The sequence below is a fragment of the Streptomyces sp. NPDC107471 genome (assembly GCF_055582845.1).
This window is the reverse complement of the sequence record NZ_JBVJPC010000009.1, coordinates 235,047-248,708: the sequence shown is the minus strand read 5'-3', so window position 1 is coordinate 248,708 and position 13,662 is coordinate 235,047. Positions and strand designations below refer to the sequence as shown.

Below are 13,662 nucleotides of genomic sequence, written 5' to 3'. Positions count from 1 at the left end.
GCGGCGCCGTCGCGGTCAGGGGCTGCCCGACTCCGTGACACCTTGGGCGAGTTGACCGACCACGTCCACGACTCCGTGCCCGAAGGCCGTCGGAGCGATCAGGATCCCGAAGATCAGCACGATGGCCACGGTCAGCTTCTCGTCGTTCCGGCTCCGCGCCTGCGTCCGTCGGCGCAACCGCAGGACGATGATGACAGCGAGCAGTACGGCGACATTGATCGTCAGCTCCATCCGGCCGGCCCTCCCCGTCAGGCGGATGTTCCCACTGTCATATGTAACGTGGAATGACCCGGCGCGACCGTCCGATCACCCGTGGTTGGCGCCAAAGTGCTTCTGTACGACCGGATTTCAAGTGTCGTAGTCCTGGATGCGCCGCCCGTGGCTCCGGTCCAGCAACGCGGGCATCCGCTCCGCCAACTCCCCCACGACCGCGGCCACGTCGACGGTCAGCAGCTCCCGGTCCCGCATCAGCACACGGCCGTCGACGATCGTCGTCCGGACGTCGGAGGAGCGGGCGCTGTGGACGAGGGTCGCGGCGAGGTCGTGGACGGGCTGGGTGTGCGGGCCGGTGAGGTCGACCAGGACGATGTCGGCGCGGCGGCCGGGCGCGATGCTGCCGACGACGTCACCGAGTCCGACCGCGCGGGCGCTCTGCAGGCTCGCGTGGTGCAGTGCCTGACGGGACGTCAGCCAGCGTGGGTCGCCGGTGGTGGACTTCTGGATCAGCGCGGTGAGCGCCATCGACTCCCACACGTCGAGGGAGTTGTTGGAGGCCGCCCCGTCCGTGGCGAGTCCCACCGGGATGCCGAGGTCGTGCAGGGCGCGCACCGGTGTGGTGGTGGGCCAGGCGAACTTGAGGTAACCGCGCGGGGCGGTCGCAACGGCCGTACGTCCCGCGGCACTTGCCAGCAGGGGCAGGTCGCGGTCGAGGATGCCGCTGCCGTGGGCGATCAGGACGTCCGTGTCGAGGACGCCGGTGCGCCGCAGCACCTCGATGGGCGTGACGCCGTGCTTGGCGAGGCTCGCCTCGGCCTGGTCCCGGTTCTCGGAGGCGTGCAGGTGGACGGGCAGGCCGTGCTCGTGGGCCAGCGAGGCGGTCGCGGCGAGGTCGGCGTCGTCGACCGTGTAGGGGGCATGCGGGGCGAGTGCGGTGGTGATGCGGCCACCGGCGGCACCGCGGTGCCGCAGCGCGAACTCCAGTGACCGCTCCCGCCCTTGGGGTCCCTGGGAGGAGAAGTACGCCTGGCCGAGGTGGGCGCGGATGCCGCACTCCTCGACGACCGCGGCGACGGCGTCCATCGAGAAGTAGTGGTCGGCGAAGCAGGTGACCCCGCCCCGGATCATCTCGGCGCAGGCCAGCCGCGCCCCCAACTCCACGTCCCTCTCGGTGAGGTTGGACTCGATCGGCCAGACGACGTCGTTGAACCACTCCTCGGTCGGGAGGTCCTCGGCGATCCCGCGCAGGGCGACCATGGGCGCGTGGGTGTGGCAGTTGACGAGCCCGGGCAGGGCGATCTGCCCCCGCGCGTCGATGCGTTCGGCCGCGGGCAGTTCCCCGGCTCGCGCACTGCTGGTCACCGAGGCGACGACACCGTCCCGTACGACGATCGCCGCGTCCCGCTCGAACCCGATCCGCTCTTGATCGTCGTGCGTGAGCACGGTGCACGGAGAGATGATGAGACCTGCGGGAGAAGGCGTCATACAGGCACCGTACGACGCGGTCGTGCCCTCGCAGTGGGTGGACCGCGCATCCCGTCGCCGCTCTGTCGCGGCGGCGCGGGCGCGTGCACCCTGGCCTCACCACCGCCCGTCGTACGCCTTCCGAAAGGGGTCCGGCATGCTCGTCGGCACCTGGAACCTGGAGAATCTGATGCTGCCGCTCAGCGGCGACGGCGCTCCGGCGACCGAGGCCGAGTACGAGGCGAAGGTGGCGGCCCTCGCCTCCGTGATCGCCGCGCTCGACCCGGCGCTGCTCGGTGTGCAGGAGGTCGGGCAGGAGGAGGCGCTCGCCGATCTGGCCAAGGCCGTCGGCGGCGAGTGGCACATCGCGCTGTCCCGGCACGCGGACCGCAGGGGCATCCGGGTCGGCTTCCTCAGCCGTACACCTCTGCGGACCCGGCGGGACACCCATGTGTTCGCGGACGGGCTGCGCCCCGTGCAGGGCGACGACGGCACCGGGCCCGACCCGCACGACCACGAGACCAGCCGTGGCTTCCTCGCGGTGGAGACGGACACCGGGGACGGGGTGCTGCACGTGGCGGTCGCCCATCTCAAGTCGAAGCTGCTGTCGTACCCGGCGGCGCCGGGCAAGAGCCGCTTCCAACCGCACGACGAGGCCGAACGGGCCCGCTTCGGCGCCTACGCCCTCTACCGGCGGGCGGCCGAGGCGACGACCCTGCGTGCCCTCGCGGACTTCCTGCTCGAAGGCGCCGGGACGGAACGGGACGTGATCGTCCTCGGTGACATGAACGACGTCGTCAACGCCGCCACCACACAGATCCTGCTCGGCCCGCCCGGCTCCGAGCTCGACAGGCCGCGCGCGTTCCACAAGTCCGACCTGGGCGATCCGTTCCGGCTGTGGGACATCGCCCCGTGCATACCGGAGGAGCGCCGCTTCTCCCGGGTCAGCTTCGGACGCGCCGAACTGATCGACCACGTCCTGGTGAGCCACCGTCTGGCCAAGCGCATCGAGGAGGCGGGGACGGGACTGCCCGAGCACCGGGACGACACCCTCGTCCTGCCGTCGGTCGACGAGGACCCGAGGAAGCGGGTCGGCACGCCCGGCTCGGACCACGCCCCGGTGTGGGTACGGGTGTGACTCCTAGCGGACGAGCGGGAGTTCGGGCCGCCTCAGCCCGACCCGCACACGCCCCCGGTCGAGTCGGCCGAGTTCGTCGAGGAGTTCGGCGAGCCGACCGACCTGTTCCGAGGTGAGCCGCCCGGAGTCGTCGAGGTGGACGGCGCACGCGGTGGTCGTGTCGACGATCCGCTCCAGCACGGCCACGATCTCGTCGGCACCCTCCGAGTGCCGGGCCAGCGCGGGCAGTTCGGCGGCGGCGACGGCGATGGCGGTACGGGCCTCGGCGAGCGCGCGGTAGGCCTCGCGACGCAGGGACCAGCGCAGGGGACGGGTGTCCGTGTCCTCGGTGAGGGTGTTCCGTACGACGGCCCGGGGGAGCGACCGCGTGACCTCCCGTGTCTCTGGTCGCCGCCCGGTCTCCTCCAGAACGTGCGCGAGGTACGCCTGCGCGGCCGCGCCCGCCGCGGCCAGCCGGGACCGCACTCCCCCGCCCCGCTGCCCCGGCATCGGCAGATGACCCACGAGCAGCACGATGGCGCAGGCGAGCAGCGTCTCGGTGATCCGGCCCGCGGAGGCCTGCGGCTCGCCGCCGACCATGACGAGCGCCAGGACGAGGACGGTGACGACGGCGGTCTGCGCGGCGAAGTGCCGGGTGGCCACCGGGATGAGCGCCCCGCTGACCGCGACCAGCGCGACGAGCCCCTCGGGCCGCGGCAGCACGAGCGCGAACCCGGCGAAGACCAGCGCGCCCAGGACGGTCCCGGCGGCCCGGCACAGCACCCGGGAGGCGAGCGGTCCGAGGTCGGGCTTGACGAGGAAGACGGCGGTGGCGGGCAGCCAGTACCAGTGCGCGTGCGCCCCGTACCAGTGGGCGTGGTGCAGGGCCTGCGCGACGGCCGCGCTGGCCCCGAAGCAGAGGGCGACCCGCAGCCCGTACTCCCGTCCGCCGGCCCCGAGGACGGACCGCAGCAGGTCCCGAACGCTGCGTCGGCGGGCGTGCAGGTCCCCGCCCCGCCCGCGGTCGAACGCCTCGGCGGCCCGCAGCAGGGCGTCGTCCAGCGCCCGCAACGCGGGCCGGGACCGGTCGGGCGCGGGCAGCGGGCCGGTCCGCGTGTTCTCCCGTACGGCGGCGGCGAGCCGCCGGGGCCCCGCGGAGGCCCGCCCGGGCACCGGTTCCGCCGCCCAGGCGAGCGCGGTGGCGGCCTCCGCGAGCGGCAGCGCGGCCGCGTACTGCGCGTGCAGCCGCCGCTCCGCGCTCGAACTGGCGTACCGCCGCAGCCGGGGCCCGGTGAGCGCGTCCTGGGCGTGGTCGAGAGCGGCGGTGAGCGCGACGCGGCGGGCGGTGCCGTGGTCGGTGCCCACGGCGTCGAGCAGGTCGGCGACGGCGTCGTACACCCCGGCGACGGCCGCCCGCTCCCCGTCGAACCGGAAGTCCCCGGCGAGGGCGCCGGGGGTGGGCAGCACGAGCCGCAGCGCGAGCAACCAGCAGGCCCCGCCGAGGTAGGCGACGGCCCGCAGCCATCCCTCCGCCGGCAACGGCATGCCCGCTCCGATCGCCGACGCGACGAGCAACTGCGTACCGGCCGCGGAGGCCACGGGCCCGACGGCGCTGATGCCGCCGGCGACCAGCCCGACGAAGGTGAGCAGGATGGTGAGGGTCACGGCGCCCGCGTACTCCCCCGCGTACGTCCCGACGACCATGCCGACCGCGCCCGCGAGCGCGGGCACCCCGATCCTCGTCACGGAGACCCGCCGGCTCCCGGGCCGGTCGTTGATCCCGGCGAGCATCGCGGCGATGGCGGCGACGACACCGACCGAGGTCTGCCCGACGAGCACGGCGAAGAGAAGGACGGGCCCGGCGGACAGGGCTCCCCGCACGACCGCGTTCCACGGGATCGGCCCCCGCTGCGCACGGAGGGCATGGGCGAGCCAGGGCGGTGGGGCGAGCGACACGGGGCTCCTGTCGTCTGGTCGAGGCGGGGCGTGCCTCCGGACGACGGTGGCCGGGCGCTGGGCTGTGAACCCCACGGTAGACGGCGTTCCCGGACGAGTCGGGGCGCTGGTGTTACCTGCGTGTGACGATGCATGCAAAAGCCACGTTCTTTATGAACGCAACGCGTCCCGGGCTCGGGGAGGCCGCTCAGCCCGCCCTGTCGAACAGCTCCCGCGTCGCCGCGACCGCGCGGGCGGCCGACTCCGACGCGGCTGAGGCCGTCAGGGACTCGACGATCCGGTCGACGTCCCGCAGCCCGGCCCGTTCCAGCAGCCGCTTCTCGTTCGTCACCCACTCCCCTCGCGACGCCAGCACGGAGTGCCCCATCTGGACGGCGGCCGTGGCGACGGCGCCGGCGGTCTCGGTGAGGCGACCGGCCGGGGCGTGGTTGGCCTCGGCGTAGGCGAGGGTGAGACGGGCGGTCTCGCGCCAGCGGGCGGCGGCGGATTCCCGGAGCTTGTCCGGGTAGGCCGCCGGGCGTGGCAGGTCACCCCTGAGGACCCGGTTGACGGCGAGTTCGGCGACGATCAGGTAGGTGGGGATGCCCGCGAGGTGGAACAGCAGCGGCTCCACCCGGAACCGGCCCTCCACCGCCTCCGCCAGCTCCCGATCCACCACGTCGAGGTCGCGGTAGTGCACGTCCACCCGTCGGCCGTCGATCGTCAGCCAGGCGCCGCCGTTGAACACCCCGCCGCCCCAGCCGCCGACCTCGGACACCTCGCCCTCCCAGCCGACGGCCCGCAGGTCGGCGGGGTCGAAGTCGCCGAGGTAGTAGACCGCGAGGTCCCAGTCGCTGTCCGGCCGTGCGGTGCCCTGGGCGCGGGAGCCGCCGAGGGCCACGGCCCGGACGGCGGGGAGGGCGGCGAGGCGGTCGGCGGCGGTGTCGAGGAAGGCGTCGTCGGAGAGCTCGGGGCGCATGGGCGCAGCCTACGAAGGCCCGTTGTCAGTGGCACGCGTTATCAATGAAGTCGTCACTCAGTGTTACGACGACGGGGGATCGGCGATGACGACGGGCGAGAGGGACCAGGACCCGCGAGCGCACCGCACACACCTGTCCGCGGCCGGGCTCCGGGCGCGCGGCTGGACGGCCGGGATGATCCGGCGGCTGCTCGGTGAGCCGGATCTGCGGCGGGCCGACCCGTTCTTCGGTACGGCCCCGCCGACCCGTCTCTACCGCGTCGAGCGGGTCGAGGCGGCCGAACGCAGCGAGGAGTTCAGAGCGGGGTCGGCGGTCGCCGTCCGACGGTCCGCCGCGGTGCGGGCGGCGGTGTCGCGCAGGCGGCGGGAGGTTCTCGCGCGGATCGCGGCGGAACCGATCGACGTGCCCGCGCTCACCCCGGAGGAACGGGCGGCCCTTGCCGCCGAGCACCGCGAACGCCCGCGCGAGGCCACGGAGTTCCCGTCGGCGCCAGGGAACGCCAACTGTCTCTGCGGTCGACTGACCCGGTACGACGACATCCTCGACGAGCTGTCCGGCCGCACCGGACACGCGGCCGCGGAGGAGCTGCTGCGGCTCAGGGTCTGCGCGGCCGTCTGCGCGGCGTACCCGGACCTCGCCCAGGAGTGCGCACGCCGGTCGGGCCCGGAAATTGAGATGCGGTCCCGTCCGCCCGCCCCCGATGATCGAAAGGTTGTCCGCTCTTCGCCTCAGGAGTCCACGTGATCCAGCGAGTCACCGCCCCGGGTCTTTTCCCGCCGCCGACCTACTCCCACGCCTCCGTCGTCGAGGCGGGCACGAAGCTCGCGTTCCTCGCCGGTTCCGTTCCGCTCGACGCCCGGGGGAACCTCGTGGGCGAAGGGGATCCCGCCCGGCAGGCCGAGCAGGTGATCGCCAACCTGCGGGAGCAACTGCACGCCGTCGGCAGCGACCTGGAGCACGTGCTGGCGACCGACGTGCATGTCGTGAGCAGCGAGCCCGCGGTGCTGTCCGCGGTCTGGGAGGTCGTCGAGGCATCCGGCCTGAGCAGCGGTCCGCACTCCTCGACGCTCATCGGGGTCGCCTGCCTCGGGTACACCGGCCAGTTGGTGGAGATCACGGCGACGGCCGTGGTTCCGGAGGTGCCGGCGCGGTGAGCGCGGTCGTCATCCGCCGGGCCGCCGCCCCGGACGCCTCCGCCGCGGCCGACGTGTACCTGCGCTCCTTCGCCGCCGCGCTGCCGACGGTGGTACGGCCGCGGTCCGACGACGAGGTGCGCGCCTACATCCGGGACGTCGTCGTGCCGCTGCGGGAGACCTGGGTCGCCGAGGACTCCGGGACGGGCGGGATCGTCGGGCTGATGGTCCTCGCCGGGGACCTGCTGTCCCAGCTCTATCTCGACCCCGGCTGGCGGGGCCGCGGCATCGGCGACCGGTTCGTCGCGCTCGCCAAGGAGCGCAGCCCGCGGGGGCTGACCCTGTGGACCTTCCAGGTCAACGAACCGGCCCACCGCTTCTACGAACGGCACGGCTTCGTGGAGGCCGAACGCACCGACGGCAGCGGCAACGAGGAGCGGGAGCCGGACGTGCGGTACGTCTGGCTCCCCTGAGCGGGACCGGATCAGTCCGCCCTCGCTCCCCACACCCGCCGCTTCGGCACCGGCTTGGCATAGCCGCCCACCCGGCTGGTGCTGAGCCCCAGGTCCACCAGTGACTCCGCCAGCTTCACCGCCGCGCCCACGCCGTCGACCACCGGAAGGCCCAGCTTCTCCCCCACCGTCCGCTGCAGTCCGGTCATCCCGGCGCAGCCCAGCACGAGCACCTCGGCGCCGGCCTCCCGGGCCCGTTCGGCCGCCGCGAGGAAGGCGGTCTCGGTGCGTTCCTCGTCGCCCAGGTCGAGCACGCCGAGTCCGGTGCCGACCACCGCCGCACAGTTGCGGCCCACCCCGGCCAGCTCCAGGCTGTCCTCGATCTGCCCGCAGGACCGCTCCAGGGTGGTGACGACCCCGTAACGCCGGCCGAGCAGACAGGCCAGATGGGCGGCGGCCTCGGTGATGTCGACGACCGGTACGTCCGTCAACTCCCGGACACCCTCCCGTCCGTGCTCGCCGAAGCCGGCCATGACGACGGCGTCGTAGGACGGACCCTCGTACGTACGCAGCAGGTCGATGACGGCCGCCGCGGAGAGGTAGCTGTCGAGCCAACCCTCCGCGGACTCGGGGCCCCACGCGGGAGTGAGACCGAGCACGGTGGTGCCCGGGCCTGCGGCGGCCCGGGCACCTCGCACGATCTCCTCGGTCATCTCCTGCGTGGTGTTGCAGTTGGTGACGACGATCCGCACGTTTACCGGACCTCCACAGCCTCGGGGACCGTACGAGCCGCTCGCTCGTTCCGGCACAGCAGCGCGTACAGGCCGGCCGCGAGGGCCGTGCCGATGAACCAGGAGTACGGGGCCACGTCGCTGAACGTCTTCACCAGGGCGAGGACGCCCGCGACGCCGGCCGCGGGCAGGAACGCCCACAGGGCCTTCGGGTTGACGCCCCGTCGGTAGTAGTAGCGGGAGCCGGGCTCGGCCCTGAACAGCTCGTCGACGTCGACGCGGCCCTTCTTGACCCAGTAGTAGTCGAGCATGATCACGCCGAACAGCGGGCCGAGGAAGGCCCCGAGGCCGCCGAGGAAGTAGTTGACGACCGTGGGGTTGGAGAAGAGGTTCCACGGGGTCACGACCAGCGCGGCGACCGTACTGATCATGCCGCCGACCCTGAAGGTGATCTTCTGCGGCCAGACGTTGGCGAGGTCGTACGCCGGGGAGACGAAGTTGGCGACGATGTTGACGCCCATGGTGGCGATGGCGAAGGTGAGCGCGCCGAGGACCATCACCCAGGTGTTGCCGACCTTGGCGACCAGCTCGGCCGGGTCGGTGATGGCCTGGCCCCAGACCTCCAGCGAGCCCGCGGTGACGATCACGGAGACCACCACGAAGGCCGTGGAGTTGATCGGCAGGCCCCAGAAGTTGCCGCGGCGAACGGTCGGGTAGTCCGGTGCGAAGCGGGAGAAGTCGCAGAAGTTGAGCATCAGCGTGCCGTACGTGGCGAGGATCAGGCCGATCGCGCCGAACCACTGCCGCCACTGCTCCCCGACGGAGACCGGGTGCGGGGTGGTGGTGAGCGAGATGCTCCAGCCGGCCTTGGCCAGCACCCACAGCGCCAGCGCGATCATGACCAGCCAGATCGCCGGGCCGCAGAAGTCCTGGAACTTCCTGACCGACTCCATGCCCTGGCTGATGATCAGCGCCTGGATCAGCCACAGGGAGAGGAAGGAGACCCAGCCGAGCGCGTCCAGGCCGAGGAAGGAGCTGTGCGTCCAGGACTCCAGTCCGGGCCAGGCGGCCAGCAGCATCACGTTGACCGCGACGGAGGCGAGGTAGGTCTGGATGCCGTACCACATGATGGCGATCACGGCCCGGATCAGGGCCGGGATGTTGGCGCCCCACACTCCGAAGCTGATGCGGCTGACCACGGGGAACGGCACGCCGTGGCGCTGGCCGATCCGTCCCATCCAGTTCATGCCGACGTAGATGAGCACGAAGCCGACGAGCAGGGACGTGAAGACCTGCCAGACATTCATACCGAGGACGAGCAGACCGGCCGCGAAGGTGTAGTTGCCCAGGTTGTGGACGTCGGACATCCACATGGCGAAGAGGTCGAAGACCTTCCAGTTGCGCTTGCCCGCGGGCGCCAGGTCTTCGTTGGTGAGCCGGGGATCGGGGACGAACGCTGGTGCGGCGGTGGCTTCGGCGCGGTCGGCGAGGGACACAGGGCCTCCAAGGACGGGGGACAGGAGGATGGCGGCCGCCTGGCATCCGGTTTTGGTATACCAAACTGCCGACATGGTCCCGCCGTCAAGAGTCCTGACCGATGTCGCGTTCGTTAACGCCGCGTAAAACAGCTCCGGCGCCGACGACGGCTCACGCGTCGGAGAAGATGGCTCCATGAGCTCCACGACGAACACCGAGCCCCTCGGCGCCGTCCGCGAACGCGTCCTGGCCACCCTGCGGCAGGAGATCATCGCCGGTGGACTGCGGCCGGGCGACCGACTCGTCGAGCGGGAGCTCGCCGACCGTTTCGGGGTCTCCCGCGTGCCGGTCCGCGAGGCGATCCGCGCGCTGGTCGCCGAGGGCTTCGTCCACTTCGAGACCCCCCGCCGCACGGTCGTACGGCGGCTGACCCCGAACGACGTCAAGGAGCTCTTCGAACTGCGCGAGGCGCTGGAGGTCTACGCCGCCGGTCTCGCCGCGGCCCGGGCGACCCCGGAGGATCTCGCCGAGGTGGAGCGGCTCCTCGACCTCGCGGCGACCGCGACCGAGGCGGGCGACGCGGAGACCATCACGGACGTCAACAGCCGTCTGCACGACAGCATCGTGGCGATGGCCCGCAACAGCCTGCTGGTCGAGGCCCTGGAACCGGTTGCGGGCCGACTGCGCTGGATGACCCGGCGCAACGAGGAGTGGCCCCAACTCCTCGTGGAACACCGGGACTTGTACGAGGCCATCGCCTCCGGCGACCCCGACCGGGCCCGCGCGCACGCCCTCGCGCACGTGCGGACCAACTACGAGTCGACGGTACGGCAGTTGTTCGGGGACGCCGCCGAGATGATCTAGGAGCGCGAGCGGCGGGCGTATCTGTCGGTCGCCGCCACCAGCGTGGCCGTACCCAGTTCCCCGGCGTTGTGTCCGCCGCCGTCGATCACCGTCAACTCGCTGCCCGGCCAGGCGTGGTGGAGCCGCCAGACGGTGCCGAGGAGGTTGCCGAGGTCGAGGCTGCCCTGCACGAGGGTGCCGGGGATGTCCTTCAGCAGGGGCGCGTCACGCAGCACGACACCCTCGTCGTTGCCCTCGCCCAGGAAGTGGTCGTTGCCCCAGTAGTGGGTGACGGTCCGGGCGAACCCCTGGCGGAACACCGGGTCCTCGTACCGCGGCACCGAGCGCGGCGGCGCGGGCTCGATCGCGGTCTCCCAGTCGGTCCACGCCCGCGCCGCCCGCGCCCGCACCTCGGGATCGGGCGATTCGAGCAACCGGTTGTAGGCGGCGGCGAGGTTCCCGGACCGCTCCTCGACGGGCAGCTCCCCGACGAACCGCTCGAACGCCTCCGGGAACATCTTCCCAAGTCCCCTGGTCAGCAAGGCCACTTCGGGATTCGAACCGGTCGCGACCCCGGTCAGCACCAGCTCCGTCACCACGTCCGGATGCGTCTGCGCGTACCGCAACCCGAGCACCGACCCGAACGACACACCCCACACCAGCCACCGCTCGATCCCCAGATGCCGCCGCAGCAGCTCCAGATCCGCGATGAGACGCGGAACGGTGTTGACGCTCATGTCGGTCTCGTACGCGCTCGCGGGCGGGGTCGACCGCCCGGCGCCCCGCTGGTCGAGCAGCACGATCCGGTACACGGCGGGATCGAACAGCCGCCGCGCCCACGGCGAGCAGCCGGACCCCGGCCCCCCGTGCAGCACCACCGCCGGCTTCCCGCCCGGGTTTCCGCAGGTCTCCCAGTACACGCGGTTGCCGTCGCCGACGTCGAGCATCCCGTGGTCGTACGGTTCGATCTCCGGGTAGAGAGGCATCCGGCGACCCTAACCGTCGTACGGCGGCCCCGTCGCCCCGTTTTCAGGCGGTACGGCCCCGCAGTCCGGCCGCGTCGGCCGCCGTGCCCAGCACGTCCCTCAGCATCTCGGGCGTGAGCTTGCCGGTGAAGGTGTTGCGCTGGCTGACGTGGAAGCAGCCGAAGAGTTCGAGTCCGTCGAGCGGAACGCGCACCCCGTGTCCGAAGGCGGGCCGTGGCCGGGGCACGTTCCAGCCCGCCTCCGCGAAGGCGGGCAGCGCGGCCTGCCACCCGAAGGCGCCGAGCACGACCACGGTACGCAGGGTGGGCCTGAGCAGGTTCAGCTCCTGGACCAGCCAGGGCCGGCAGGTGTCACGTTCGCCGGGGGTGGGCTTGTTGGCGGGCGGTGCGCAGTGCACGGGCGAGGTGACCCGTACGCCGTACAGCTCCAGTCCGTCGTCCGCGGTCACGGCGGTCGGCTGCGAGGCGAGCCCGATGTCGTGGAGCGCCTGGTACAGCACGTCCCCCGAACGGTCGCCGGTGAACATCCGCCCGGTCCGGTTCCCGCCGTGCGCGGCCGGAGCGAGCCCGACGATCAGCATCCGCGCGTCCGCAGGACCGAAGCCGGGCACGGGCCGTCCCCAGTACGTCCAGTCGGCGAAGGCGGCCCGCTTGGTCCGGGCCACCTCCTCCCGCCACTCGACCAACGGCGGGCAGGCACGACAGCCGGAGATCCGTCGGTCGAGATCGTCCAGGGCGTTCACGGGTCCACGGTACGGGCAGGGCGCGGGGGCGGTGGTGAGCGGGTGGGGAAGTGCGGTCTGCTGACGGGCGCCGCCCCAAAAACCCACCCGGGGTGCAGGGTCCCGAGTACTAAGGTCGGAGCCATGGCTGTGGAACGTACGGACGACAACGAGACCGGTGGGACGGGCCGGGCCGACGTGGCTGCCGACGGTCCCGGCACGGAGGTCACCGCCTCGGACGCCACCGCTCCCGGTGACCCGGCTCCCGGTAATTCGGCCCCCGAGGCGCCGGACCCCAAGATCGCCGCCGCTGTCGCCGCCGCGGAGGCCGCGGGGCCGCAGAACGGCGAGAGTGTGCGCACCGACAGTTGGATCTGGTCGGTGCGGCTGGTCAAGACCCGTTCCGCGGGAGCCACCGCCTGCCGGGGCGGGCATGTGCATGTGAACGGCGAGCGCGTGAAGCCGGCCCACTCCCTGCGCGTCGGCGACGAGGTGCGCGTCCGGCAGGAGGGACGGGAGCGGATCGTCATCGTCAAGCGGCTGATCCGCAAGCGGGTCGGGGCCCCCGTGGCCGTCCAGTGCTATGCCGACAACTCTCCCCCGCCCCCGCCCCGCACTGCCGTCGCCCCCGCCGGTATCCGCGACCGCGGCGCCGGCCGCCCGACCAAGCGCGACCGCCGTGAGCTGGAACGCCTGCGCGGTCTCGCCGAAGGCAACCGCCGGACCCGCTTCGGCGGACCCAGCGGGTTGAGCGGGCCGGACGCTGTGAGCGGACCCGACGCTCCGGAGGGTGCCGGCGGCTCGGATGCGGCGGGCGACTCGGGCAGGGCACGCCGTTCGGACCGGACCCGCCGTGCGGACCGGGGCGGGAACGCGGGCAGAGGCGGGCGCTCGCGCTGATCCGGCCGCCGGCACAGGCAAAGGGCACCAGGCATCAGGAACCAGGCACCAAACACCGAGCACCCTGCGTCAGGTCCGACGCTGAACCCGGCACCCGTCGGTCAGCACGCTGAGGCCGGTCCCCTCCCCGAAGGGCAGGGCACCGGCCTCAGCGCAGTGACCGTGGGCGGTGGCGCTCCTCACGCCCGTCGTCGCACCAGCCGCAGCAGGTCCGCGTTGTGCCCGCGCCGGGCCCAGGCGATCAGGGCGAGCGGGATGATCAGGATGAGCGGAGTCGCCGCGTTCTCCCCGTCGAAGTAGGTGAGCTGGACGACGAACGCGCCGACCATCAGCCCGCTCAGCGCCATGGCCGCCACCGACTGCAGCACCGGGATCAACAGTGCGATCCCTCCGGCCACTTCGAGCACACCGATGGTGTACATGCCCGCGCTGCCCCAGCCCATCTTGTCGAAGCCCTCCGCGGCCGAGGGGTGTGCGATCAGCTTGGGAAGCGCGCTGGCGATCACGTAGAAGAGGGCGAGCACGACCTGAAGGGTGCGCAGGGCGATCCGGGCGCGGCGGCCGCGGACGGTCGGGGACTCGGCGATGACGGGAGAGGCGGTGGAGGCGGCGGTGCGGGTGACGGGGACGGTGGTCTCGGACATCGGGGTCTCCTGTGGGAAGCGGTCCGTGGTGCTGTCACAGGGGTAGACCCGGACCCGCACCCGA

General features: G+C 72.5%; 15 protein-coding genes. 6 read left to right on the top strand and 9 right to left on the bottom strand.

The genetic code is table 11. The annotated features are described in order from the left end of the window. Positions 1 to 15: 15 nt before the first annotated feature. Positions 16 to 231, bottom strand: coding sequence for a hypothetical protein (locus ACZ66S_RS29270; protein ID WP_469904536.1), 216 nt, complete (start codon positions 229 to 231; stop codon positions 16 to 18). A 117-nt stretch (positions 232 to 348) separates the two neighbouring features. After that, positions 349 to 1,701, bottom strand: coding sequence for an amidohydrolase (locus ACZ66S_RS29265; RefSeq protein WP_469904535.1), 1,353 nt, complete (start codon positions 1,699 to 1,701; stop codon positions 349 to 351). A gap of 136 nt (positions 1,702 to 1,837) precedes the next feature. On the opposite strand from ACZ66S_RS29265, the gene ACZ66S_RS29260 reads away from it, so the two are divergent. After that, positions 1,838 to 2,818 (top strand): endonuclease/exonuclease/phosphatase family protein, encoded by a 981-nt coding sequence (locus ACZ66S_RS29260; RefSeq protein WP_469904534.1) that lies wholly within the window; start codon positions 1,838 to 1,840, stop codon positions 2,816 to 2,818. Positions 2,819 to 2,821: 3 nt separating this feature from the next. On the opposite strand, the gene ACZ66S_RS29255 is transcribed toward ACZ66S_RS29260, so the two are convergent. Together ACZ66S_RS29255 and ACZ66S_RS29250 are read right to left on the bottom strand one after the other, a co-directional pair. Next, entirely contained in the window at positions 2,822 to 4,753 is a 1,932-nt protein-coding gene (locus ACZ66S_RS29255) for an FUSC family protein (protein WP_469904533.1), read from the bottom strand. A 187-nt stretch (positions 4,754 to 4,940) separates the two neighbouring features. Beyond that, positions 4,941 to 5,711, bottom strand: a complete 771-nt coding sequence (locus ACZ66S_RS29250) for a nucleotidyltransferase domain-containing protein (RefSeq protein WP_469904532.1) — start codon at positions 5,709 to 5,711, stop codon at positions 4,941 to 4,943. Positions 5,712 to 5,796: 85 nt separating this feature from the next. Between ACZ66S_RS29250 and ACZ66S_RS29245 the strand changes: the two genes are divergently transcribed. The 3 genes from ACZ66S_RS29245 to ACZ66S_RS29235 are packed head-to-tail and all read left to right on the top strand — an operon-like array spanning position 5,797 to position 7,318. Then, positions 5,797 to 6,456 carry a hypothetical protein gene (locus ACZ66S_RS29245; RefSeq protein WP_469904531.1) on the top strand — a complete coding sequence of 220 codons (660 nt, stop codon included), beginning with the start codon at positions 5,797 to 5,799 and terminating at the stop codon, positions 6,454 to 6,456. Next, entirely contained in the window at positions 6,453 to 6,866 is a 414-nt protein-coding gene (locus ACZ66S_RS29240) for a RidA family protein (RefSeq protein WP_469904530.1), read from the top strand. The genes ACZ66S_RS29245 and ACZ66S_RS29240 overlap by 4 nt, the downstream gene beginning before the upstream one ends. Next, positions 6,863 to 7,318: a GNAT family N-acetyltransferase gene (locus ACZ66S_RS29235; RefSeq protein WP_469904529.1), complete on the top strand. Its 456-nt coding sequence runs from the start codon at positions 6,863 to 6,865 to the stop codon at positions 7,316 to 7,318. The genes ACZ66S_RS29240 and ACZ66S_RS29235 overlap by 4 nt, the downstream gene beginning before the upstream one ends. 11 nt (positions 7,319 to 7,329) lie before the next feature. Here ACZ66S_RS29235 and ACZ66S_RS29230 read toward each other — a convergent pair whose 3' ends face one another. Together ACZ66S_RS29230 and ACZ66S_RS29225 are read right to left on the bottom strand one after the other, a co-directional pair. Further along, entirely contained in the window at positions 7,330 to 8,049 is a 720-nt protein-coding gene (locus tag ACZ66S_RS29230; RefSeq protein WP_469904528.1) for an aspartate/glutamate racemase family protein, read from the bottom strand. 2 nt (positions 8,050 to 8,051) lie between these two features. After that, a complete protein-coding gene (locus ACZ66S_RS29225) occupies positions 8,052 to 9,524 on the bottom strand; it encodes an NCS1 family nucleobase:cation symporter-1 (RefSeq protein ID WP_469904527.1) in 1,473 nt (490 codons plus the stop codon). A 175-nt stretch (positions 9,525 to 9,699) separates the two neighbouring features. Between ACZ66S_RS29225 and ACZ66S_RS29220 the strand changes: the two genes are divergently transcribed. Next, positions 9,700 to 10,368 (top strand): GntR family transcriptional regulator, encoded by a 669-nt coding sequence (locus ACZ66S_RS29220; RefSeq protein WP_469904526.1) that lies wholly within the window; start codon positions 9,700 to 9,702, stop codon positions 10,366 to 10,368. Here ACZ66S_RS29220 and pip read toward each other — a convergent pair. Further along, the gene (pip, locus tag ACZ66S_RS29215) at positions 10,365 to 11,333 is read right to left on the bottom strand and encodes a prolyl aminopeptidase (protein ID WP_469904525.1); all 969 of its coding nucleotides are present in this window, start codon (positions 11,331 to 11,333) and stop codon (positions 10,365 to 10,367) included. The genes ACZ66S_RS29220 and pip overlap by 4 nt on opposite strands. A gap of 43 nt (positions 11,334 to 11,376) precedes the next feature. Further along, the gene (locus tag ACZ66S_RS29210; RefSeq protein WP_469904524.1) at positions 11,377 to 12,075 is read right to left on the bottom strand and encodes a uracil-DNA glycosylase; all 699 of its coding nucleotides are present in this window, start codon (positions 12,073 to 12,075) and stop codon (positions 11,377 to 11,379) included. Between the two features lie 123 nt (positions 12,076 to 12,198). Here ACZ66S_RS29210 and ACZ66S_RS29205 point away from each other — a divergent pair, with 123 nt between their 5' ends. After that, a complete protein-coding gene (locus ACZ66S_RS29205; RefSeq protein WP_469904523.1) occupies positions 12,199 to 12,954 on the top strand; it encodes an RNA-binding S4 domain-containing protein in 756 nt (251 codons plus the stop codon). Positions 12,955 to 13,133: 179 nt separating this feature from the next. On the opposite strand, the gene ACZ66S_RS29200 is transcribed toward ACZ66S_RS29205, so the two are convergent. Continuing rightward, positions 13,134 to 13,598, bottom strand: a complete 465-nt coding sequence (locus tag ACZ66S_RS29200; RefSeq protein ID WP_469904522.1) for a DoxX family protein — start codon at positions 13,596 to 13,598, stop codon at positions 13,134 to 13,136. Positions 13,599 to 13,662 lie beyond the last annotated feature (64 nt).